Here is a 24,727-nt window from a genome sequence, read left to right as displayed (position 1 = left end):
TTTTTTTGAAATAAAAACAATCAATTTGTAAATGTCGCTTGTACCGAGGATTAGAAGTATGTTATTAAAAAATAGTAATATATTATGTATAAATAAGATATTAAATTTACTGATAAATAAGTAAAGTACTTGTATAAATATAGCTGATTTAGTATAAATTTATTGAAGTAAATTTGTGATTATATTAAGTAATTTGAGTCATAATACTGTATTCGGTATTGAACTGGAGTTTTACACTGAGGGAATAAAAAAAGAATATTTATTTCTGAATAGCATCAAAAATAAAATAGCTTCTCTTGGATTTTTTTGTGAGAAAGAGAGTTCTTTAAACCAATACGAGATAAAAAGTGATTGTTATACGAGTCCTGATAATTTAATTATGCATTTTGAGTTAGTAAAAAAATTACTGATTGGAACAGCACAAGAGTTCGATGGTAATGTTTCTTTTAAAGCAAAACCTTATTTGGATAGAGCAGGCAGCGCACTAAATGTACATGTTAGCCTCATGGATTCAAATAATAATAACTTATTTTATGGCAATAAGCAAAAATATAGTGACCACCTGATTCACAGCATAGGTGGATTATGTGCAATGATGAAAAAACATATGTTGTTTTTTGCTCCAAATGATGATTCATATTTAAGATTTCAGTACCCAGATATTCATACTCCAACTACGATTAGTTGGGGAGTGAATAACAGAACTGCTGCGATAAGAATTCCCTATTTTGGCAACGATTCCAAAAGATGCCGCCTAGAGCACCGTGTTCCTGGAGCAGATTGTAACCTTGAAAAAGTACTCACAGCAATAATTGAAGGTATAGTTTTTGGTATAGAGAACAAAATTGCTCCGCCAAATAGAGTGTATGGCATTGCATCTGATCCTCAATATAAGATGGAGAGTTTGATATAGCAACTACCTGTTAAACCCTAACCCATTAAACTCCTTTGAGGTAATTGGCCATTCTAGCACTTTCCTCACATCATTATTTACATTCCCATACTGTAATAGCAAGTCTGCAGCAGATAGTTTCTGCGTACTTTTAGATGATCCAAGCCCTATATTGGTAAGGTTGCTCGGTGGCTGCTCAGGAAGTGGATTACCAAGTGCATCCATGTGTTTAGGTAAAGGTTCCATAACAATATTTGTAGCACTAGAAACGAAATGACTATCTGTAGTATCAGCACTTTTAGAAAGTGAATTACCTTTGAAATCCATATGTTTAGGTAGTCCATTTTTCATTTCTTCTTCTGCTCTTTTATTTTTTAATTCTTCTTCTAGCTCAGTTTCAGTTCTTTTTGGTTCTTTTACGGTATCTTTTTCTTCACCTTCATCAACACTGCTATACCCTTCATCTTCTGACATATCATCAGTTTTAACAGACTTAGGTCTTGCTTTATTAAGCAATGAAAGTAATGCGTAAGTAACTGCAGCAGCAGTAACTATAATGGCTATCTTTGCAGCAATGTGAATCATTGTTAAAAATACTAAAGTTGATGAAACACCAACCAACCCAGATACGATCGCTTTATTCTTGCCTTCTATCACACTTAAAACTGCTACCACAATAATCCCTCAAATACTATACTAAAGTCATATTATATAGAAATTTTCTTACGCTTGCAAAACTGTAAAAATTTTAATCATTTACATAAAGCTATATGAGGATTAATTAATATATAATTTATCTTAGCTATAATATGATATAAATACGTATAATGTTTGGCATGAAAAGCTTACTTGTAGAGAGGAATAGAACAGTAATATTATTGCTTATCGTGATTTTTACCTTCGGCTCATACACTTATATAAAGATGCCAAGAGAAAGCAATCCTGATATACAGATTCCTATAATTAGTGTATTTGTCGGGTTTCCTGGTATTTCTGTCGAGGATAGTGAAAAGCTATTAGTGCTTCCTATAGAAAATGAACTAAGATCCATCGAAGGTGTAAAAGAATTGAGAGCTTTTGCAACTAATGATGGTGCTCACATGATAATCGAATTTAGAACAGAGTATAATAATAAAGAAGTGCTCGATAATGTCCGTTCAAAGCTTTTAAACATAAAATCAAAATTACCTATTGAAGCAGAATCTCCGATAATCAATGAAATAGACTTGAGCTTATTTCCGATACTAAACGTTGGCTTGATTGGTAATTTGCCGGAAAGAACTTTAACTGAAATAGCACGCAAACTAAAGAAAGAAATAGAATCTCTGCCAAATGTTCTTAAAGTTGAAGTAGCAGGTATGCGTAAAGAAACAGTGGAAGTTATAATTGAGCCCACAGTTCTAACAAAATATAACATTCAATCAAATGAGATATTTCAAGCTATATCAAACAACAACAGATTGGTAGGAGCCGGATCACTAGAAAATGATACCGGTAAATATTCGATTAAAATATCAGGGTTATTAAAAGACATAGAAGATATTATGAATATTCCTATTAGATCTCAAAGTGATGCAGTTTTGAGAATCAAAGATATAGCAAAAGTATACCTTGGGTTTGAGGATCACCAAGGATTTGCTCGTATTAATGGACTACCTAGCATTGTACTAGAAATTTCAAAACGTAATGGAAAAAACATAATAGACACGGTAAATCAAGTAAAATACTTAATGGACAAAGCAAAAGATCAATTACCTGAAAATTTAAAAGTAGTTTATTTGAATGACCAGTCAAAAAATGTACGTGATGTGCTTGACGACTTGGAAAATGGTATAATATTTGCCGTATTACTAATATTAACCATAATAATGCTCTTTATGGGAACAAGGGCTGCTATTCTTGTTGCACTATCAATACCTGGCTCCTTTCTAATAGGAATAATGGCTCTTTACCTCATGGGTATTACTCTAAATATAGTTGTGCTCTTCAGTTTAATTATGGCAGTTGGCATGCTGGTTGATGATGCAATTGTAATCAGCGAATATGCTGATAGAAAGATGATTTGTGGCATGGATAAAGTAGAAGCCTTTTGCACCTCAGTTCATGATATGTTTTATCCAGTTTTATCATCAACATTGACTAAATTAGCAGTGTTTTTCCCTCTGTTACTCTGGCCCGATACAGTCGGTAAATTTATGCAGTACATACCAATTACAATAATTCTAACTTTAACTGGATCGCTAATTATGGCTTTGGTTTTTATACCAACACTTGGTGCAATATTTGGTAAACCTTCAATAACTTCAAAAAAAGAAATAATAAGAATGAGTGCTATAGAAAGTGGTGAGGTAAAAAATACTGGGCTTATAATAAGAACTTATGTACGTATGTTAGAGAAAGTCTTAGATCACCCCAAAAAATTTGTATGTGTTGTTGTGTTTGTTTTATTTTTGTCTAGTATATTATATTTTACTTTTGGTCCTGGATTAAAGTTCTTTCCGAATGTAGATTCAGATAACATTTTAATCAGCGTTAAAGTAAAAGAAAGCTTATCAGCCAAAGAACGAGATTTGATACTTAAGAAAGTAGAAGAACGTATTTTGGGTGTTGAAAAGGAAATTTATGTTTTTTATGCTCGATCAGGAAAATTTTCAGACAACGTTATTGCCAAAATTCAATTGGAACTTGTAGATTGGCGCTGCAGGCGCAAAGCTACGCAAATACTAAATGATATAAGGAGTAGTGTACAAAACATAAAAGGAGTAATAATTGATGTACAGGAACAAAAGTCAGGACCATCAGCTGACAAGCCAATACAAATTAACTTAAGCGGAAGTGCATCCAACTTGAATTCAGTAGCAGAGAAAATCCTAAAAATTATGGACCAACCTTCATCTGGATTTATAAATATTCAAGATAGTAGATCAGCACCTGAAATAGAGTGGAATATGAGTATTGATAAGAGTAAGGCTACAAGCTCTGGAGTAAGTGTTGCAACCATCGGTGATTTTATAAAGATGGTTACAAATGGAGTATTAATTGGAAAATATAGACCAAATAACACAGATGAAGAAATTGATATTGTACTACGCTTTCCCAGAAAGAATCGCAACATGAAAACTATAGATAACCTTTTTATTAATACAGCAAATGGACCATATTCTATGAGTAGCATAGTGAAATACGTTCCCGAAAAAAAGGCAAATAAACTAAGTAGGATTGATGGATCACGCACAGTAACAATCTCTGCTGACGTTGATACTGGCTATCTTGTTGATGAAAGAGTTAAGTTCATTCAAAATTCGATTACTCAAGACTGTAGTAAAGGAGTAAAGATTGATTTCAAAGGTGATAAGGAAGATCAACAAAAATCAGGAGCATTTTTATTAAAGGCTTTTATATTAGCAATTACATTGATGATATTGGTGCTAGTGGCACAGTTTAACAACATATACTATACATTTATCGTAATGACAGCAGTGTTTTTATCAACAACATGTGTATTTTTCATTTTCTTTCTTATTCAGAAAGTTTTTGTAGTTGTCATGTGTGGAGTGGGGATAATTGCTTTAGCAGGAATTATAGTGAATAATAATATACTATTGCTTGATGCCTTTCATCAGCAAATTAAGGTGCGCAAAAATAACATTAAGCAATGTATAATAAACGCTTCAATTTCTCGCATCAGGCCAATACTACTTACCGTTGCAACTACAGTTCTTGGTTTAATACCGATGATTACTAGGTTAAATATCAGTTTTTTTACGCTACAAATCACATATGATGCTCCATCAAGCCAGTGGTGGGTTGATATTTCAGCAACCATAGCAAGTGGAATATTGGCTGCAACGGTCTTAACTTTATTCTTTACTCCGGCATTGCTTATCATACAAAGACATGAAAAAACTTGACTTAAATTAGCAATCATTTAACATTTAAGATAGCGTTCTTTACCTGTTGAAGCTATAATTATAACTAATTAAATTGGATTTATTTATATGATTGCTAATCGTAAAAGCAGTGTTAATCAGAAAGGCAACAAGAATAACATAGTTGGAAGCCTTGATGTAATAAAAACAGCGGGAGAGCTCTCACTTCAAAAAGGTTTGGATTTTAATATTATAATAAATGCACTTAAAAGTGCTATCGAAGCAGTAGCTCAACAAAAGTATGGTAGCAAAAGTAAAATTGTAGTTAATATAGATAGAAACACAGGCAAAGTTACCTCATATAGACAACTAAAAGTCATTAATGATGAATCAAATGAAAATGAGTGTGACTTAATTAAGTTGACACAAGCTAAGTTAATAAAAGAAGATGCAAAAGTTGGAGATACTATTAGTGAATTGATTTCTCTTAACACTGATCTTGTTTCAGCAAGAATTGCCCAGCAAAAGATTTCTGAAATAATCAAAAATGAAGAGTTAAAAAAGCAATATGAGGAATTTAAAGATAAGGTAGGAGAAATGAGGTATGGCATCGTTAAACAAGTAGAATATTCAGATCTTATTATAGACATAAACGGAATTGGAGCATACCTCCCTTTACGAAACTTAATTGGTGGTGAGTCATTTCGTGAAGGCGATAAGGTTAAAGCTTACATACAGGCTGTTAAGCGCTCTGACGATGGACGTCAAATCATTCTTTCTAGGACTCATGAAGGCTTTTTAGAAGCATTGTTGAATCAAGAAGTACCAGAAATTGCTGACGGATTGATAACAATTAAAGGTATAGCTAGAGACGCTGGTTCAAGATCTAAAATTGCTGTTTTTTCATCTGATAGGAATATCGATCCAGTAGGTGCTTGCGTTGGAGTTAAAGGAGATAGAATAAAAACTATTATACACGAATTAAACGGTGAAAAAATCGACGTCATACATTACTCATCAGATTTGGGTCAATTTATTATTAAAGCCATTACTCCTGCAGAAGTATCAAAGGTCATTATTGACGAAAATGAAAATTGTATAGAGTTAATAGTTGCTGAAGATCAATTGAGTTTAGCTATAGGAAAAAAGGGTCAGAATGTAAGATTAGCTTCAGAGCTTGTTGGATGGAAAATTGAGATATTAAGCACTCAGCAAGAATCAGAAAGAAGAAATAAAGAATTTAGTCAATGTTCAGTTTTATTTGCTGAAGCTTTAAACTTAGAAGAGATTATGGGCCAATTATTGGTAACAGAAGGTTTTTCAAGTGTAGAAGATATATCTAACACTTCAATTAAGGAACTTGCTTCAATAGAGGGCTTCAATGAAGATATTGCAAATGAACTTCATAATAGAGCAAATAATTACCTGAAAGCAGAGAATGATAGAAAAATAGAAGAGCTAAAAAATTTAGGTATGGAAGACGATGTAATCAACTTAGCCTTATCAATAGATAATAAAATTGCTCTTAGTAAACATAATATTAAAACTTTAGAGGACATAGCAGATTTATCAAATTATGAGTTTTGTAGCATACTCTCTTCCTCAACTAATAATAAAGACAATCTAAAAGATACAGCAGATTTAATAATCATAGAAGCACGTAAAAAGCTTGGATTAATATAAAAACAATATGAATAATGAAGATATCAGTAATAAAAAATTAACCCTACAAGGCTTAAGCAAGCTTAAATTAGACATTAATTTAAACTCTTTAGATAGTCAAAGTACTGGTACTACAATAGTAAAAAAAAGAAGAAAAATTCATTCTGCAGAAGAATATAGTTTATTTGACGAGAGTAAATTAGGCTCTTTAACTAAAAAAGAACAAATTTCCCGCATTAATGCTGTACAGAATGCTACTTTGCTGAAAGAAAGGAATCAGAGAGAACAAGAAGAGAAAATAAAAAAAGAAGAAAGCAATCAAGAAGTTGAAGATAAAAATGAATCACACTCTGTACCTAAAGAAATAAATAAGGAAGTTTTAAGTAATACTAACTCAGTTGAACAAAAAGAAGATAGTATTGAATATGAGAACAATGATAAAAAGTCTTTTAAAGCTAGCAAAGATATATACTCTAAGCATTCTAAGCTAGTAATTACACAGGCAATAGATGAAAGAAATGAATACCTCCCTGTATTTAAGCAAAAATTTGGTATAAGAAGTAAACAATCAAAGTTTACTAAGGGTAAAAATATATCAAGAGAAGTTATTATACCAGACAAAATAACTATCAGGGAGTTATCTATTCGTATGGCAGAAGATAGCAAGAATGTGCTAAAAATGCTCAAAGAAGAAGTTGGGGAGAGCTATAGAGTAGATGATCTAGTAGATCCAGATATAGCATGCGAAATAGCAAAAAAATTTAGTCATACGGCTAAACGAGTAAGTGATGCTGATAAAGAAAAGAATTTACTCTTCATAAGCAACAGAGAAAACTTACCTAAAAGACCAAAACCACCTATCGTTACTTTTATGGGACATGTGGATCATGGTAAAACATCATTGCTTGATGCATTTCGTGAATCCAATGTTGCAGAAAGAGAGTCAGGTGGCATCACTCAACATATAGGTGCTTATCAATTAACGACAAAAAATAAGCAAAAAATTACTTTCATTGATACACCAGGGCATGAGGCATTTACTGCAATGCGTGCACGTGGTGCCAATATTACTAATATAGTTGTGATAGTAGTTGCAGCTGATGATGGAATCATGAAACAAACAGTTGAAGCAATAAACCATGCAAAAGCAGCAAATGTCTCTATTATAGTTGCCATTAATAAAATTGATAAATCACAACCTGGCGATGTAGAAAGAATAATTAATAGTTTGCCTCAGTATGACCTCATCCCCGAAGAACTTGGTGGTGATGTTATAATTGTGCCAGTATCAGCAAAAAAGAAAATCAACTTAGATAAACTAGAAGAGGCAATTTTATTAATTGCTGAATTAATGACGCTAGAAGGAATAGAGGATTGTCGAGCACTTGGATGGGTAATAGAGTCCAAAATAGATAAAGCTAAAGGAATATCAGCTACATTAATAGTTGAAGAAGGAACATTAAAGATTGGTGACATATTGATAGTTGGTACAACATACAGCAAAGTACGCAGTATGGTTAATCACCTTGGTCAAAGAGAAAAAGCGTCACTACCTTCTACTCCAGTTGAAGTTACTGGTTTAAATGGTGTACCAAATGCTGGAGATAAATTTGTTGTTGTAAACTCTGAAAGGCAGGCTCGTGAAATTGTTGAATACAGGTTAGAATTAATCAAGAAAAAGCAAGAAGATTTAGACGACAGTAATTTAGATATATTCAGTCGTAATGATAGTGAAACAGAAGAACTATCTGTAGTTTTAAAGTGCGATGTCACTGGTTCTATTGAAGCAATATCAAGCTCAATTGATAAGCTTGGTAAAGATCAAGTGAAATTAAATATTCTACACAAAGCAGTAGGAGGAGTAACAGATTCAGATGTGCTGCTTGCAGAAGCATCAAGCGCAGTAATTTTAGCTTTTAATGTAAAAGTGGATTCAAAAATCAGAGAATTAGCAAAACAAAAAGGTATAGAAATACATACTTACAATATAATATATGAGCTTATTGAAGACATGAGGATGTATCTAACTAAAATGTTAAAGCCTGTTACACGAGAGGTTCGTGTTGGTTCTGCATCTGTAAGGCAAATATTTAATTCATCCAAAGCCGGTAATATCATCGGATGTTATGTCACTGATGGAGTTATAAAAAAAGATTCTCTAATTAAGGTAGTACGTGGCAGCAAATTGGTGCATGAAGGAAAGTTAAAAGCACTACGTAGATTTAAAGATGACGTTAAAGAAGTGGGTGTAAATTTTGAATGCGGAATATCGCTAGAGGGTAATATCGATATTAAAGTTGGAGACATTTTGGAAGCTTATCAATTAGTGCAAGAAGAAAGGACGTTATAGTAGTTGAATATGAAAAAGGAAATTAGAAACCTAAAAGTAGCATCGGTATTACATAGGGCAATATCAAAAGTCTTAATGGAAGGTAATGTTCTTAATGAAAAAGTAGTAGTATCTGATGTAAAGCTAAGCAAAGATTTGAAGAAAGCAGATGTATATATTGTGTTATCTTCATTAAACATCCAAAATGATAATGATGATATCAGCACTGTTGTTAATGAAATGAACCAATCTGCATGGTCAATACGTAAATCTATATTGTGTTATGTTGATTTGCGATTTATACCTGAGTTAGTTTTTAAGCCTGATTTAGCATTCGATAATTTTGTCAATGTAAGCAAAATATTACATAATCACACTTAATTAATGTATTTCAACCATTATTTCTCATTAATGAGAATACACAGTTTAACAGGTTTGTGGCTTGTGCTATTTTCTAGCTTAAGCGGCATTCTTTTAGCCTCAACTTCTCTATCGTATCAGGCTCTTTTTCTCCTTGTTTTGTTTACTATAGGTGCATTTTTAATGAGACCCGCAGGGTGCATAATCAATGATATCTTCGATAGAGAAATAGATGCGCACGTTGAACGAACAAAATATAGGCCACTTGCAAGTGGTGCATTAAACATAAAGCAGGCTTTGGCTTTACTTTCACTGTTACTGTCTATTGCCCTGGTAATCTTATTATTAACCAATAAAACTACTCTTATACTTGGAATAATTTCAATGTGCATGATAGTTATCTACCCCTTGCTAAAGCGTTACGTTTGGTGGCCACAATTGTTTTTAGGGTTTACTTTCAACATGGGATCACTCATGGGTTCAGCAGCAATAACAAACCAGATTAGCATAGAATCCTTGCTATTTTATATAGGATGCGTCTTTTGGACGCTTAGTTATGATACTATATACGCTCATCAAGATAAAAAAGATGATGAGAAATTAGGAATGAAATCTACTGCATTATATTTTGGCAATACAACAAAATCTTGGTTGAAAAGATTTTATTTAATATCCTTAATGGCATGGTTGTACGCTGGTATACTATCATCATTAAATAACATCTTTTATATTGCTTTACTTGCCATAGGATTCATATTTCACCACCAACACAAAAATTTCAATCCAGACGATTCTAATCAATGCATGTCCATATTTAAAAATAATTCCCAGATAGGACTCCTGCTCTTTTTCGGTATCCTTTTAGATAGAATTCTAAATTCTACTTTTGTATCCGTTCAGATGCATGGCTAATGTGTAAATATCGAAGCAAAAATGGTGTCATTCCAGTGTCAAGTACTGGGATGACAGGGGATGACACCATTTATTTCTATGGCTGTCTTTTCTATCTTATTTTGTCACCCTGCTGAACGGATTCTACTTTTTAGAACATATCTTGAAAGGAAATCAGGAAGATAATATGATAGGATCAGTAAAAAATATATACCAGGTGATGTAAGTGACAAAGAATGGAAATTTCTTGAGCCAAGAGTTGCACAAGGTGTGGCCAAGAAAGCACAAAATAAGAACAATTATTAATGTTATACAATACATAATGAAAGGTATTTGCCAGTAGAGCAAAAGATTTTCCTCTATGGAAGACAGTGTATGATTATTTTTTTAGGTGGCGTAATAGTCACACATTGGTTGAATGCATACAAAACAAAGGCTAGTGTGCCCATTGATGTTATAAGATCAAATTACCAACCTTTTACTAGATGAAATCAAAAAGCTAAGGTTAAGCCTTACCTTGATTTATTAAACCTCTATCCTGAATTAAATGACCTTGAACAGAAGTATTACTTAAATAACTTTGAGGCTCTAAGTTTATTTGCTGTTCTTCAACTTCTAATGTACTATCTCTATTGTGTAATATCTGCTCTATTGATTGATTTACTATTAAATCTAGTTCCTTATTAAATACAACCATAAATTTGTTAAACTTCTTTGGACTTAACTTACCTGTTTCTCTATCGTGGCATGCTTGCTCTACATATGAGTTTAAAAATCCTGAAATCTCATTAAACTTACCACCCGTGATTTTTGCAGTAACCTCTTTCTGCATTTCTACACAATCAATATTTAACCGATGCATTGATATCCCACTTTTTAATGCAGCTTGTTCTACTACTTTCTCAAATTCCTCTATAATATTTAATGCATAGCCCTGTGCTTCTAATGGTGATATAGACTGAACTACTGTGGAAATATACTTCTGACCTGTGATTTTCCTTATAAATACATCTAATAAAAGAAGTACACCGTTGTTATCAATACCTTGAACTGTAATAGCTTTAGAAGGTTCCATACTTATAGCTGCCTTAAAAGGAGAAGAAACAAACTGAAAAATACCTTTAATAGTATCTACCGTAGTGTAAGCAAAAATATTGATAAATGAAGATGGCTTACTTGTTCCGCTTGTAACTCCTATTTTATCATTTTGCAATGAATTTTCATCTTCTTTTACAATACTACGGCGATTATGGACACCTATTGATAGAGAACTGCCTTCCTCTTGTGAGTATCGATGACGCCTATGTCTTATAAAATGTTGTGTAGTTTCTTCATTTTTCCTTATTCTTTCCTCTAGAAGGTTTAGTATTTCTAAGCTGTTTTCTTCATTAAGCGTATTTGCCATGGCTAAAGCTCCTCTAGCATCAACATAATCACTTTTATCAAGAATGAGCTTAACTATATTTAAATTACCATAAGCAGCTGCAAAGTGCAAAGATGTCCAACCATCTTTATTTTTAGCGTTAACGTCAGCATGATTACTTATAAGAAATTTAGCTACTTCTAAATGACTGCTTTTAACAGCCCAATGCAAAGGAGTATTGCCATTATTGTTCTTAGCATTAATATCAGCTCCTTTCTCTATAAGCTCTTCTACTATACTTAAGCTACCATAACCTGCAGCCCAGTGTAAAGGGATATTACCATATTTGTTTCTTTCATTAACATTAGCTCCTTCCTTTATGAGCTTTTCTAATACATCTAAATGACTATTTTTAGTAGCCAAGTGCAAAGGAGTATCGCCATTACTGGACTTAGCATTAATATCAGCCCCTTTCTCTATAAGCTTTTCTATTACACTTAAGCTACCATAACCTGCAGCATAGTGCAGAGGGACATTGTCATATTTATTCTTCTCATTAACATTAGCCCCTTTCTCTATAAGCTTTTCTACTATATTGACATTCTGATTAAGAGCAGCCCAGTGCAGAGGAGTAGCGCCATGATTATTCTTAGCATTAACATCAGCCCCTCCCTCTATAAGCTTTTCTACTACCTGTAATTTATCTGCAAGAACAGCTAAATGTAGAGGAGTATTGCCTCTATTGTCCCTGGCATTAACATCAGCCCCTTTATTGATAAGATCCGCAACTTGATTGGCATCTCCACTACGTACAGTAGCAAATAATTCATTAATCATTTAACCCTCCATAAAAACAACTCAATTTCAAAGTAAGAAAAAAATCTTTTTCTGAATAAAACAGCTACCTCATAATATAAAGAAAAATATTTTCACTATCATATTTATTATACATAAAAAATTAATAGCTCAATATACTTTCCATAAAATACTCCATCTCTAAAACTTGTCAATCCCTATTTAGAAGTTTTTTTGATAATCTTTAATGAAAGTTCTTAACGAATTAATACTGACTTAATAGTATATATTACTAATAACTTAGACAACACAATCACTTCCGCAACCAAAACCAGCTATTGTAAGAAGATTTTATTTTGAGATCGTATGGTCTACCACTTGTTCTACGCGAATTTATATCAATTTATTACTTTATTTCTCTGTTTTTTTGAAATTCCCCTAATAAAATTAAATAGCTTACTGTAAAATTATAGTCTTAAGTCCTTGTTTGCAGGTTGTACAGAGACGCTGTTAAATGAAGATATAGGTGACCTATGAGTTAAGTTAACCGTGCTTTTATCTTCAAATTGCAATTCTTCACTTATATTTTCTAATTTTCTTTTTTTAGTAGTGTATTCATCAAATGCTTTTTGGTGTCTTTCATGTGATTGCATTTTTAAGTATGGAGCTGAGCACACAGTAGATTGAGGTTGATAGCAACAAATACTACTTGGGTAATAATTGGTAGTATAATGGTACAAATCATCGTTGAGTTCAAGTTTCACATTAACTCCTTGTTCTAAAGAAAAAAGGTACCTAGCGCTTTCGTAGCGAGGAACATTATTACTAATATCCTCTGGATTCGTATTAACGTTATTCACTACAAGGTAGCGAACAATGCTTGAGTGACCATATATAGCAGCAAAATGCAAAGGAGTCATACCCTTTTTATTCTGTAAATTTATGTCAGCTCCATGACCTACAAGGCAGCGAACAATGCTTGAGTGACCATATATAGCAGCAAAATGCAAAGGAGTCATAACATCTTTGTTCGGTACCTCTATTACAGCTTTTTTCTTTATAAGGGATTTAACCATGTATAAGCTACCATTTTTAGCAGCAAAATGCAAAGGAGTCATACCCTTTTTATCCTGTAAATCTACTGTAGCCCCGTACTCTAAAAGGTACTCAAAAATCTTTAAGGAACTATGTTCAACAGCATAGTGCAAATAACTTTTACCTTCTCCATCTTGTAAATTTATACAAATCTCTTCTTCCTCTATAAAGTATCTAACGACCTCTAAGCAATTATTTTCAATAGCATAGTATAAAACAGTACTATCAAACTGAAAATGTTCGTTATCAATAAAATACCTAACTATTTCTAGTCGATTATGGAGAGCAGCATAGTCTAAAAGGGTAAAGCTCTGGTCACTATTTATCTTAGAATCAGCCCCTTTTTCTATAAAGTATTTAACTAACGCTAAGTGATCATATATAACAGCATATTCTAAAGGAGTAGATCCATATTTATCACCGATATTAACAATTTTACTTAATTTACTTAGATCTACATTCTTGAATATAAGCTTAATAACTTCTTCATTATCATCTCTGGCCAGAAAATGTAAGATATTCATTCCATCATAATCAGATTCAATAAATTCATTAACTAACTTTTATATTCACTTGCATAATTCCAAATGGATATGATATGGCTTACATTTTTACAGTTATTATTCATCAATGATGTCATTATTTTTCTTAAAAATTCTTCTTCTCTTTTTTCTTTTCTTTGCTCTAACCTTATAATTTTTTGTACTTCTTGATGAATTTTTGCTATCCCTTTCTCTAATCCAATCAATGAGAACTGATTAAGTAGATCAAGTGCATTCAAAACCCTTTGTTGATTTTCTTTTGATTCCCTCTTGAAAAAAATTTCTTTTGTATTAATTTGATTAGGGTCCAGGTAAGCCATGAATACTAAAATAACATATGCTTGCTGTCCAACATTTTTTTCTTCTTTTATTTTATCAATGTTAACCTTCAAAGCTTTAAAAGATTTTTTATTAACAACTTGTGTCTCCAAAAAATCAGTTTTTGATTGCTGAGCTACTCTATATTCCTCCAGATATTCTCTAATACTAAGACCTTTTTGTTTAATGCATGATGTTGCTGCTTTCAAATCTAATGGAAAACAATTAAACTCTTCTATTAACTCTGATATAGATTTACCTTGTGATTCATCTTCCCCTAAGGCTTTTCGAGTAAATTCCTCGGCTTCTTCTTTTTTTAAATTACCCAACTTTATTTCTTCTATATCTTCTATTTCTTCTTTCCAATTCTTGTTAGGAGAAGTAATTAAAACGTAAGGTTTTTCTCTATTAGAAAAAACAGGAAAGCTTGATGGCAAAAAATTTTCAATCTCCTTATAACTACTAGCATCATCGAAAACAAACAAACTTTTTGTGTCTTGAAGATACTCATATACATCCTCGACAATAGATTTAATGTTTCTCTCTCTCCTTTGCTCACTTTTTCTAGAAATCCCTAACCTTTCAGCCAACCCATGAAATGAATTTGAAAGCTTGTTATATGACGAGGCATCTATCCACATAATCCTTGCCCAAGTACCCTTACGCCTTTCACTAAACCCATAGCCTCTAGCAAGTTCGCTTTTCCCTATTCCAGACTTCCCACTAATTAAGACTACTCGTGACATTTTTACTTCTTGACTACTACTGTGTAACCTTAGGTTCAAATTTTTTACCACCTCTTTTCTTTCAATGAAATTTTCTGGTGTCTTGCCAAAACTATAGGAAAATTGACGCCTATCTTCATCTTGTTTTCTAAGATGTTCTTTTACATCTTCTATATCTTTCCTTTTCACAGGATCTTGTCCATTAATCTCCTTTAATATAAAACGAGCTAATTCTTCTTTTTTTTCATCATTTAAAATATACACATATCCTTCTATGGGTGCTTTAATGGATACATACTTTTGTTTTACCTCTTCCCACTTTCTTAACTCCCATTCAAAGGGAAGCCGATAGCCGTATTTTTCAGCACATCTATATTCCTCTAGATTATGTTCCTCAGAATTATATTGATAATAATTAACAGTTTCATCTTCTTCTTTTTTCTTTATTCCTACCCATTCATACAATTCTGAGGTTACTAAACTTTCACCACCTTGCTCATCTTTTATTTCATATCCAGGACGCGTAAAATATCCTTTCTTTTTTGACTTATCTAGAACAACACCTTGTGTTATAAGATCAACAGAAAAGTCTTGTTCCTCAGAAGTTAAAAGGTAATTCATTGTTCTATGTACAGCATCTATTGCTAACTTCTTAACTCTCCTATGATAAAAAGAGGGATTGATATCTACAACCTTTATGAATGGTTCCTCAAACCTGTGAAAAATTTCTAAGCCAGCTTTTACTAAAATCTCTCTCATTTCAGCTTTGTAGCAAGGTATAATTATTGTAAAAATATTTTTCGCTCTTTTCTTATGCTGTTTTCCTATAACACAATAATTGATACTCTCATTAACTTTAACACTAAATAATTTTAGTGGACTTGCTGGAATAGTATTATTCAAAATAGAATTAAAGCTGGCTGAAACTTTACTTATTTTTTGTATATTTGAATCTGGTTCTGCCTCCTCAAAATATTTAGATAATTTTTCCTCGAATTCTTTAACAAAAGTCTTAACAAAAAAAGTTGCTTTTTCCACTACTTCATTATCTGTAAGACTTATAACATTGGCTGTATCATTCGATGCGCTATACCATACACTACCGCTGCTTATAGATGAAGATCTTGTTACTCCAAGACTCTCTTGACTTGGTCCACACTGAAGTTCTCCACTAGATAATCTATCTTCATGATCAAGACCTCCTTTTGCTCCTATTGTTGACTCATCATCTACATAATCAATTCGATCATCTGCTACTTGTTCTCCTTTATTTCCTTTACCTAACATAAAACCCCCTATATTTTAATATTCATACTTGATTATTTTACCGTAAATCTCTTTTCTGAAGATTGGTTTTAATATCTAATTCATTTGATTCTTATACAGCTGTACTAAACTGCTCTACAAATTTACTGTAGAAACCTTACGGTAATCCTAGGTAACTTTAATTGCTGAGTAACAGTGTGCTTTTCTTTTGACTTCTGACTAAATTAGATATATTCTTAAAAAATCGAGAATTGCTTTCTGAGTGATATACATAATACAATGCATCTAACTCACACCTCATGTTTTCATTACGTTAGACTGCATTGTAGCTAAAAAGATCTAGCAAAGCAAGAATTTTTTTGCATACTTTAGCATCTTATTTTAGTTTTTATTTTAAAACTAAAGCAGCTCAGTTTCATGTACTTTTACTTCTTTATCGACTGTTATTTTTCTTCTTCAATGCACCTGTGAGTAATGATAACGTGGCAGTTAAAGCTTGTAAAGCAATTTTTATATAGCAAGATTCAGCTATTTAATAAAAAGATCGTGGCTAGACCAAAAAATATAAGAGCTGAGAGAATATCAGTTGTTGCTGATGTTAAGATTGAAGACGAAACAGCAGGATCGGATCTTAAACGATGAAGCATTATAGGAATAAAAGTGCCGATAAATGTTGCAATGATCGACATTGCAATCATGGAAACTACGAAAATGATCTCTACTTTTAAACTATGGAACCTTATTGCTAATACTACGAGCGAAATTGTAGATAAAATCACTCCATTTATAAGACCTATTAAAAATTCTTTCATCAGTATTCTTTTTGCATTTTGCTCAGTTAGATATTTTGTTGCGATTGCCCGGATAGTTAGTGTTACTGTTTGGGATCCTGCATTTCCGCTCATCGATGCAATGATTGGCATAATTATTGGCAGTACTATAAAACTTTGTATTACGTTATCGAAAAAGCCAACTACTATAGAACATATTGTTGCAGCTAAGAGGTTAAACAGTAACCAAGGTAGTCTTTTAATTATAGTTTTATGTATAGGGGCATTTATATCAGATTTAGAAGATACACCGCTTATTTTAAGCACATCCTCTTCTGCTTCTTGTTGAACAATTTTGATTACATCTTCAATAAGGATTACACCTATAATTTTACCATTCTTATTTACTACTGGAGCTGATAATAGAGAGTAATCTTTAAATATTCTTGCTACTTCTTCTTGGTCCATTCCAGTTTTAATTATTTTTATATCTTGACTCATTATCTCTTTTATTATTGTTTCTCCTGAGTGAGATATTACCTTATTTAAGTTGAAAATGCCTATGGGTTCTAATTTTGAGTTAATGATGAAAATTTGATAAAATGTTTCTGGTATTTTTTTATAGTTGCGCAAGAATTCCATTAGCTGATTTATCGTCCAATAATATGGAGCTATAACCATATTTTTATGTATCAACCTTCCTGCACTTTCTTCTGGGTATGATAACAATTCCTCTACTAATTTTTGAGTTGCATTGGGTAAGTAGTTAAGTATATTTTCTATAGACTTTCTATCTAAATCTTTCACTATAGCTACTATGTCTTCTATATCAAGAAGCATTAGTAACTTTGCTGTATTTTCTATTCCCAATATTTCTATGATCTCTACTTGTAAATCTGGTACTACATGTACTAAGGCATCACTTAACAAATGTTGATCGAGGATATTAACTAATTTCTCCCTGTGATCATTGATCGAAGTAGATAAAAAATAAGCTAACTGAACGCTATCTATCGTTTTTACAATATTACGAACATTCTCTAATTCTTGATTATCGAGAGACTCTATTAAATCATCAATAGCCTTTTTGTCTAAACCATAATGAGAACTTGTTTTAATATTCATTACTTTACCTTATTTTTTTAATAAATATACACACTTGATTTTATTGAACATTCAAGTATAATAAAATTATTTTGAATTAACTATTATATGGTTAAATTTCTATTTTGTTTGCTGTTATTGTTAGTGATAATAAATATATTAAAGTCTAAAGTATAATGAAAACCCATCCAGAAATCCTTGAATACTTTCAAGGCTTAAATAAAAGTATTTCTCTTATCAGGAGGTGTCTTTGACATAGAAAAATTGAAGTTGCGTCTTGAAGAGCTGGATTCTCAAGCGTCGAATGATAATCTGTGGCAAGATAATCAAAAAGCACAAGAGATTTTAAAAGAACGCTCTAAAATTAAGCATGAAATAGAATCGTTTTCAAAGCTAGAAAGCGATTACAACGATTCTATCAGCTTGATGAGATCTGCTATTGATGAGAATGATGAAGAATTTTTTTCTGAAGTTAAAGGTGAGTTAGTAAAGCTAGAGAAATTAATCAAACTTAAAGAGACAGAATCCTTATTTACTGGTGAAGCAGATAACAATAACTGCTTTTTAGAAATCCACTCAGGAGCCGGTGGAACAGAGAGCAATGATTGGACTGAGATGCTCATGCGCATGTATACAAGATGGGCAGAAATTTATCACAATTTTAAAGTTGAAGTTGTAGAAAAATTAGATGGTGATGCAGTTGGTATAAAATCTACAACAATAAAGATCATCGGAGAAAAAGCTTACGGGTGGGCAAAAAGCGAAAGTGGAGTTCATAGATTGGTTAGAATATCACCATTTGATGCAAATGGTAAACGTCATACCAGTTTTGCAAGTGTAGGAGTAACTCCAGTGATTGAAGATTCAATAGATATTGTTGTGGATGAAAAGGATTTAAAGATCGACACTTACCGTGCTTCTGGAGCAGGTGGTCAGCATGTCAATAAGACTGAAAGCGCGGTACGTATTACGCATATTCCAACAGGCGTTGTAGCTCAATGCCAAAATGGTCGTTCTCAACATAAAAATAAAGATGAAGCACTTAAACTACTTAAAGGACGTTTATATCAAATTGAATTGGAAAAAAAAGAACAGAAAATGGCCGAAGAATATGGCAAGAAATGCGATATAGGTTGGGGCAGTCAGATCAGATCGTATGTTATGCATCCATATCAAATGGTAAAGGATTTAAGGACTGGACATGAAGTTGGCAATATAAATTCCGTTTTTGATGGCAATATAGATTGTTTCATAGTTAGTGTATTGGAGTTAAAATGAGATTTATTAAAAAGCTAAGTTTTATGCTCTGCTAATAAGGGGAAAAGAAAACCAAAATCTATTGAGAAAAATGGAACAATTTTGTGAATATATCTATTATCCAAGTAGCTGATGAAAATGGCAACTCGTTTCTTATGGGCACAAAAATGTAATATGAAGAGAAATCTTCGTACATTAAGTTGTAGCGGTTCTGTCGCATCTATAAATTGTGGTACAAGAAGATCGTTAAACTGGGATTATGGGAGTTATAGAGCAATTAGCATAGCAAAATTCTCAAAAGTAGAAACATTATCATTAGCCCCGATAATTTGTCTTTTTTGAATCATACGAATATTTTCTATGCCGGTAATGGTAATCTTTGCGGAGTGGAAGCTCTTAAAACCAAGCATTGGCTTTATTCGTTTTTTGATAAATCTATGATCTTGTTCGACAATATTATTTAGATATTTTATTTGAAAAACCATGATTCTACAATCTTCAGAAATTTCTGTATTCAAATCATCAAGAGCAGCAGTATTACTGCCGCTTTTATCAATTACTACTTTCTCAGGAAGGTTATTCTCTCTAAAGGCTTTACGAAAGAACGCAAGTGCCGCAGACTTGTCTCTACGAGCACACAACAGAAAGTCTACAGTATTACCAATAGTGCTCTGTATAGATAAACCCATTTGCCGTTTAATTTAACGTAGGTCTCTCCAGCTACTGCCAACCTGCTTCTTCCTTTTCCTTACCGCTTCATCTATCAGTGGTGATAACCCACCTTTGTAACGTAGCATTTTGCTCCCCTTATACTCAGCATTTCTTCCAAATCTCGATAGCTCAAAGAGAATCTACATTTCATATATACAGATAACATTATTATCTCTGCTGAAAAGCTAAATCCTTTGAAATATGGCAATAATTTTGAACTAATACGAAACATCTTTGCTTTTTTTTAGATGATCATATCACTTCTTTTCTACTTTCCTACAAATGTTACATACCAGGATTTATAGATGCGACAGAACCAATAGAACTACCGGATTAGTAGACTATAAAGAACTAGAATCAAATATTTTATCATCTATAGCTAACCCAAGAAAGGTTTAGCTATATGGCAAAATTGGTTATAATGGTATAATAAGTAATGAGAAAGAAGAAGATGCCAAGTCCATATAGTGAGGATCTGAAAGAACGTGTTTTCAAAGTAGTCGATAAAAAAACAATGACGATAAAAAAATCAGTCAAATATTCAAAGTGAGCATAAAAACAATATATTTGTGGAGGAAAAGGAAAGAAGAAACAGAAACCATCTTCAGGCTATCACAAAGGATATGGCCATAAGATTAAAGATATGGATAGATTTATCAAATTTCTGGATGGATATTAGAATTGAAAAGATAATTGAAGAATTTTGTAATATGTGTAGAAGCACAGTATATAACTACCTTAGCAAAGTAAACTATACATATAAAAAAACTTTTCTTTATCGAGAAAGAGAAACGCAAAGAGTTCATAAAAAAAGTAGAAGAAAGAAAACTTGATATACATAGATGAGTCTGGAATAGAGGACAATGAATTTTATGAATATGGGTAGTCTCAAAGAGTCAAGAGGTTATTTGCCCAGGGTTTAAAAGAAAGAGGTAAGCATGATTGGAGCACTGAATGAAGGAAAAGTTAAAGCACCATGGATAATGGTTCTGTCGCATCTATAAATCCTGGTATGTAACATTTGTAGGAAAGTAGAAAAGAAGTGATATGATCATCTAAAAAAAAAGCAAAGATGTTTCGTATTAGTTCAAAATTATTGCCATATTTCAAAGGATTTAGCTTTTCAGCAGAGATAATAATGTTATCTGTATATATGAAATGTAGATTCTCTTTGAGCTATCGAGATTTGGAAGAAATGCTGAGTATAAGGGGAGCAAAATGCTACGTTACAAAGGTGGGTTATCACCACTGATAGATGAAGCGGTAAGGAAAAGGAAGAAGCAGGTTGGCAGTAGCTGGAGAGACCTACGTTAAATTAAACGGCAAATGGGTTTATCTATACAGAGCACTATTGGTAATACTGTAGACTTTCTGTTGTGTGCTCGTAGAGACAAGTCTGCGGCACTTGCGTTCTTTCGTAAAGCCTTTAGAGAGAATAACCTTCCTGAGAAAGTAGTAATTGATAAAAGCGGCAGTAATACTGCTGCTCTTGATGATTTGAATACAGAAATTTCTGAAGATTGTAGAATCATGGTTTTTCAAATAAAATATCTAAATAATATTGTCGAACAAGATCATAGATTTATCAAAAAACGAATAAAGCCAATGCTTGGTTTTAAGAGCTTCCACTCCGCAAAGATACCATTACCGGCATAGAAAATATTCGTATGAGGGAGTGTTAAATAAACTGTGTCAAACCGCATTTTTAGTTCAACTCAATTTTCAATCTGCCAGGAAAGAAAACATCAAGTTGAGAGATAGTTAATGCCCAATCATGTACAGGCATCGTCGACTTTTCCTCTACCTTCTTTATAGCACAATATACCTGCTTATACAAGGCATTTATGCTGGTAAATGAGCCTTTGGTCTTAGTGAATTTCCTAATTTGCCTATGTAGCCCCTCTATGGGATTGGTGGTGTAGATTATCCTCCTAACTGGACCAGAATACTTAAAATAACCAGACAAGTTTTCCCAATTATTCTGCCAAGATTTTATAACCATAGGGTACTTTGTGCCCCATTTTTCATCCAATTCCAACAGATAATTCTCGGCAATTTCCTTGCTTGAAGCTTGATATACCTTCTTTAAATCGCTCAAAAAACTCTTCGCATCTTTACTGGCCACATACTTCAGTGAGTTGCGTATCTGATGCACTATACACATCTGCACTTCCGCATTAGGAAAGACACTGTTTATAGCTGCAGGAAAGCTTTTCAGCCCATCAACGCAGGCAATAAGGATATCTTCTACTCCTCTTTCTTTGAGGTCATTTAGCACTCCCAACCAGAACTTCACTTTCAGCCAAATAAAAACCTAATACTTCTTTTTTGCCATTTTGATCTATGCCTAATATGTTATACATGCATTTACTTACGCAATGCCCGTCCTCTTTGACTTTAAAAAACATGCCATCCATGAAAACTATCGGATATACAGACTGCAGCGGGCGACTACGCCATTCGTTGATTACTGGTAGCAATTTGTCAGTAATACTTGATATCTCTGCCGCCGATATTTTGTGATCATAAATTTCCTCAACATGTGACACTATATCTCTATAGCCCATACCACTGGCAAATGTGCTCAAAATCTTCGTTTCAAGCTCTGGATGTAAGTTTGTTTGCCTTTTTTTGACTATTTGTGGTTCGAAACTTCCTTCCCTATCTCTTGGCGTCAAAAGCTCAAATGACCCTGCGCTTGTACGTAAAGTCTTTGCATTCCTCCCATTTCTTCGATTATTCTCTTCGCTTTCGGCCGACAAGTGGTTTTCTATTTCACCTTCCAGGCTTACCTCCAGCAACTTTTTTATAAACGGTGTTAATGCTCCATCTCTTCCTGTCAACGGTCTTCCTTCTCGTATAGACGACAGGATATTTGTTTCTAATTCTTTATAATCTACCAAACCGGTAGTTCTGTTTACTACTTTCTGACTCATTGTCAAACCTCCATTTTTTTATATCAATTTATTACTTTTTTTTCGGTTTGACACAGTTTATTTAACACTCCCCAAAGATTACCATTACCGGCATAGAAAATATTCGTATGATTCAAAAAAGACAAATTATCGGGGCTAATGATAATGTTTCTACTTTTGAGAATTTTGCTATGCTAATTGCTCTATAACTCCCATAATCCCAGTTTAACGATCTTCTTGTACCACAATTTATAGATGCGACAGAACCGTTCTATTTGCTTGACTCATTTCAAACCTTCATTTTTTATATCAATTTATTACTTTTCTTTTCGGCTTGACACACTTTTTTGAACGTTCCCCACTTTTTCTATCAACTTTTCAAATTCTTCTACAGTTAAGCCTGTTATATTACGAAAATTTCTTGGGTGTTTCTTTATATTGTAGTAACTAAAGCTCATTTTTTTACCTTACTCTATCTGCTTATTCCTCTTCTACCTCTCTCCCATCATTTTATCATTACCTTTTGCAGCAGGTCTATTGATGCATGAGTCTGGAATCTAGGAATTCTGATTATATATTAAGTTAGTAAGTATAAAAGTTATGTAAAAATACAACGTTTTTAGTGAGATTACGGAAAGCCAGCGTCACACGCTGGAATGACATCTTTCTTGGTGGACTCAAACCATAATGTTTGTACGGTTGTGGACTTATAACTAAAGCAATCTAGAAAATTAATGATATTTTATTCCCCGGAGAACGCTCTATTTTGTTTTCCAACTCTAGTTCTAAAAGAGCCATTAGAGCTATGTTGGCAGAAAGTCCGCTTGCTAATATAAGTTCATCTATATCAACAGGTACAGAGTTAATATGATCAACTATAACATATTTTGCCTGTTGCAATTTTTCTTGTTTTTGGTTAACAGCATAGTGCTCAACATTAAATAGGTTTTTTTGCTGCGGAGGTAAACTAAACCTAATACTCTCTATTATGTCATCAGCGGATTCGATAAGCTTAGCACCGTTTTTAATTAAATAATTACTACCACTACAGCGTGAATCTAGAGGGAAACCAGAAACTGCAAATACCTCTCTCCCTTGATTTAAAGCAAAATCTGCTGTTATTAGAGAGCCAGAACGTTTCGATGCTTCAATCACTACAACACCCAGCGATAGACCAGATATAATTCGATTCCTTTGAGGAAAATACTGAGGTTTTGGTTTAGTAGCAAATGGAAGCTCAGTCATTACTAATCCGCCATTTTCAGTAATTTTTTTGTATAGATCAAAATTTTCTCTTGGGTATACTACGTCAATTCCGCTTGCTGTAACAGCAATAGTGGGGTAATTTTTGTATATTACACTGTTTGCTGCAGTATCAATCCCTCTTGCAAGCCCAGAAATTATGATGAAACCAGCTTGGCTTAAATCGAGTGCCAACTTATTGGCAAAATTTCTTCCATTCATTGAAGAATTACGTCCACCGATTATTGCAATTATCTCACGACTTAATAATGATACATCACCAAGTGTAGTTATTACAGGAGGAAAACCAGAGATATTCCTTAAAATGTCAGGGTAATCTGGATCACATGCTGGTGTTATTTTAGCTCCAATTTTTTCTGCATTCTTAATTTCTTCTCGTGCATTTTGAATTCCATAATCCTTGTTAGTCAACTTATTAAGATATTTAAGCACTTCATATAGCGACCCACATGCTCTAAGTATACTAAAGAACTTTACTGGTCCCACAGTTCTAGCCAAGCTTAGCCATATTTCTAATTCTTCGTTATTTAATTTATTTATCTTCATAAAAGGCTTGAATTTCTTATCAATTTAGTGTACCCAAGATAATGTAAATATACA

The 24,727-nt window shown here is 32.9% G+C and carries 14 protein-coding genes and 3 pseudogenes; 8 read left to right on the top strand and 9 right to left on the bottom strand.

All coding sequences use genetic code 11. The features are described 5' to 3' along the window. Nucleotides 1-175 precede the first annotated feature (175 nt). Nucleotides 176-913 carry a type I glutamate--ammonia ligase gene (locus WP_RS06895; RefSeq protein ID WP_007302792.1) on the top strand — a complete coding sequence of 246 codons (738 nt, stop codon included), beginning with the start codon at nt 176-178 and terminating at the stop codon, nt 911-913. A 3-nt stretch (nt 914-916) separates the two neighbouring features. Here the strand turns inward: WP_RS06895 and WP_RS06890 are convergent, their stop codons facing one another. Then, complete coding sequence (locus WP_RS06890) at nt 917-1,567, bottom strand: hypothetical protein (protein ID WP_007302791.1); 651 nt, start codon at nt 1,565-1,567, stop codon at nt 917-919. Nucleotides 1,568-1,728: 161 nt separating this feature from the next. Between WP_RS06890 and WP_RS06885 the strand changes: the two genes are divergently transcribed. From WP_RS06885 to ubiA, 5 genes are all read left to right on the top strand, one after another. Continuing rightward, complete coding sequence (locus WP_RS06885; protein WP_179943645.1) at nt 1,729-4,803, top strand: efflux RND transporter permease subunit; 3,075 nt, start codon at nt 1,729-1,731, stop codon at nt 4,801-4,803. Nucleotides 4,804-4,890: 87 nt separating this feature from the next. After that, on the top strand, nt 4,891-6,444 hold the full coding sequence (gene nusA / locus WP_RS06880) for a transcription termination factor NusA (RefSeq protein WP_007302789.1): 1,554 nt from the start codon (nt 4,891-4,893) through the stop codon (nt 6,442-6,444). A gap of 7 nt (nt 6,445-6,451) precedes the next feature. After that, a complete protein-coding gene (gene infB / locus WP_RS06875) occupies nt 6,452-8,773 on the top strand; it encodes a translation initiation factor IF-2 (RefSeq protein ID WP_007302788.1) in 2,322 nt (773 codons plus the stop codon). A 9-nt stretch (nt 8,774-8,782) separates the two neighbouring features. Then, a complete protein-coding gene (locus WP_RS06870; RefSeq protein WP_006015187.1) occupies nt 8,783-9,133 on the top strand; it encodes a ribosome-binding factor A in 351 nt (116 codons plus the stop codon). Between the two features lie 3 nt (nt 9,134-9,136). After that, a complete protein-coding gene (ubiA, locus tag WP_RS06865) occupies nt 9,137-10,024 on the top strand; it encodes a 4-hydroxybenzoate octaprenyltransferase (protein WP_007302787.1) in 888 nt (295 codons plus the stop codon). A 484-nt stretch (nt 10,025-10,508) separates the two neighbouring features. On the opposite strand, the gene WP_RS06860 is transcribed toward ubiA, so the two are convergent. The 4 genes from WP_RS06860 to mgtE all read right to left on the bottom strand — a co-directional run bounded on the left by WP_RS06860 (nt 10,509) and on the right by mgtE (nt 18,002). Then, complete coding sequence (locus WP_RS06860) at nt 10,509-12,203, bottom strand: ankyrin repeat domain-containing protein (RefSeq protein ID WP_007302786.1); 1,695 nt, start codon at nt 12,201-12,203, stop codon at nt 10,509-10,511. Between the two features lie 425 nt (nt 12,204-12,628). Further along, nucleotides 12,629-13,780, bottom strand: a complete 1,152-nt coding sequence (locus tag WP_RS06855; RefSeq protein ID WP_007302785.1) for an ankyrin repeat domain-containing protein — start codon at nt 13,778-13,780, stop codon at nt 12,629-12,631. 32 nt (nt 13,781-13,812) lie between these two features. Beyond that, complete coding sequence (locus tag WP_RS06850; RefSeq protein WP_007302784.1) at nt 13,813-16,128, bottom strand: NB-ARC domain-containing protein; 2,316 nt, start codon at nt 16,126-16,128, stop codon at nt 13,813-13,815. Nucleotides 16,129-16,631: 503 nt separating this feature from the next. Further along, the gene (gene mgtE / locus WP_RS06845; RefSeq protein ID WP_007302783.1) at nt 16,632-18,002 is read right to left on the bottom strand and encodes a magnesium transporter; all 1,371 of its coding nucleotides are present in this window, start codon (nt 18,000-18,002) and stop codon (nt 16,632-16,634) included. Between the two features lie 155 nt (nt 18,003-18,157). Here mgtE and prfB point away from each other — a divergent pair. Continuing rightward, a protein-coding gene (prfB, locus tag WP_RS06840) for a peptide chain release factor 2 (RefSeq protein ID WP_231834412.1) occupies nt 18,158-19,259 on the top strand; the annotation gives its coding sequence in 2 pieces (ribosomal slippage) (nt 18,158-18,223 and nt 18,225-19,259; 1,101 coding nt in all). A 245-nt stretch (nt 19,260-19,504) separates the two neighbouring features. On the opposite strand, the pseudogene WP_RS07285 reads toward prfB, so the two are convergent. After that, nucleotides 19,505-20,181: pseudogene (locus WP_RS07285) on the bottom strand (IS6 family transposase). Between the two features lie 840 nt (nt 20,182-21,021). Here WP_RS07285 and WP_RS07280 point away from each other — a divergent pair. After that, nucleotides 21,022-21,619, top strand: a pseudogene (locus WP_RS07280) (IS6 family transposase); the annotation flags it as partial. Nucleotides 21,620-21,654: 35 nt separating this feature from the next. On the opposite strand, the pseudogene WP_RS06820 reads toward WP_RS07280, so the two are convergent. From WP_RS06820 to dprA, 3 genes and pseudogenes are all read right to left on the bottom strand, one after another. Beyond that, nucleotides 21,655-22,885, bottom strand: a pseudogene (locus tag WP_RS06820) (IS256-like element ISWpi15 family transposase). Between the two features lie 296 nt (nt 22,886-23,181). Further along, complete coding sequence (locus WP_RS07585; protein ID WP_019078789.1) at nt 23,182-23,322, bottom strand: hypothetical protein; 141 nt, start codon at nt 23,320-23,322, stop codon at nt 23,182-23,184. A gap of 265 nt (nt 23,323-23,587) precedes the next feature. After that, nucleotides 23,588-24,673, bottom strand: a complete 1,086-nt coding sequence (dprA, locus tag WP_RS06815; protein ID WP_007302781.1) for a DNA-processing protein DprA — start codon at nt 24,671-24,673, stop codon at nt 23,588-23,590. Nucleotides 24,674-24,727: the final 54 nt, after the last annotated feature.

It is taken from the genome of Wolbachia endosymbiont of Culex quinquefasciatus Pel, assembly GCF_000073005.1.
In the GTDB taxonomy this organism is placed as follows: Bacteria; Pseudomonadota; Alphaproteobacteria; order Rickettsiales; family Anaplasmataceae; genus Wolbachia.
The sequence above is the reverse complement of the archived record's forward strand: the minus strand, read 5'-3'. Positions and strand labels throughout refer to the sequence as shown.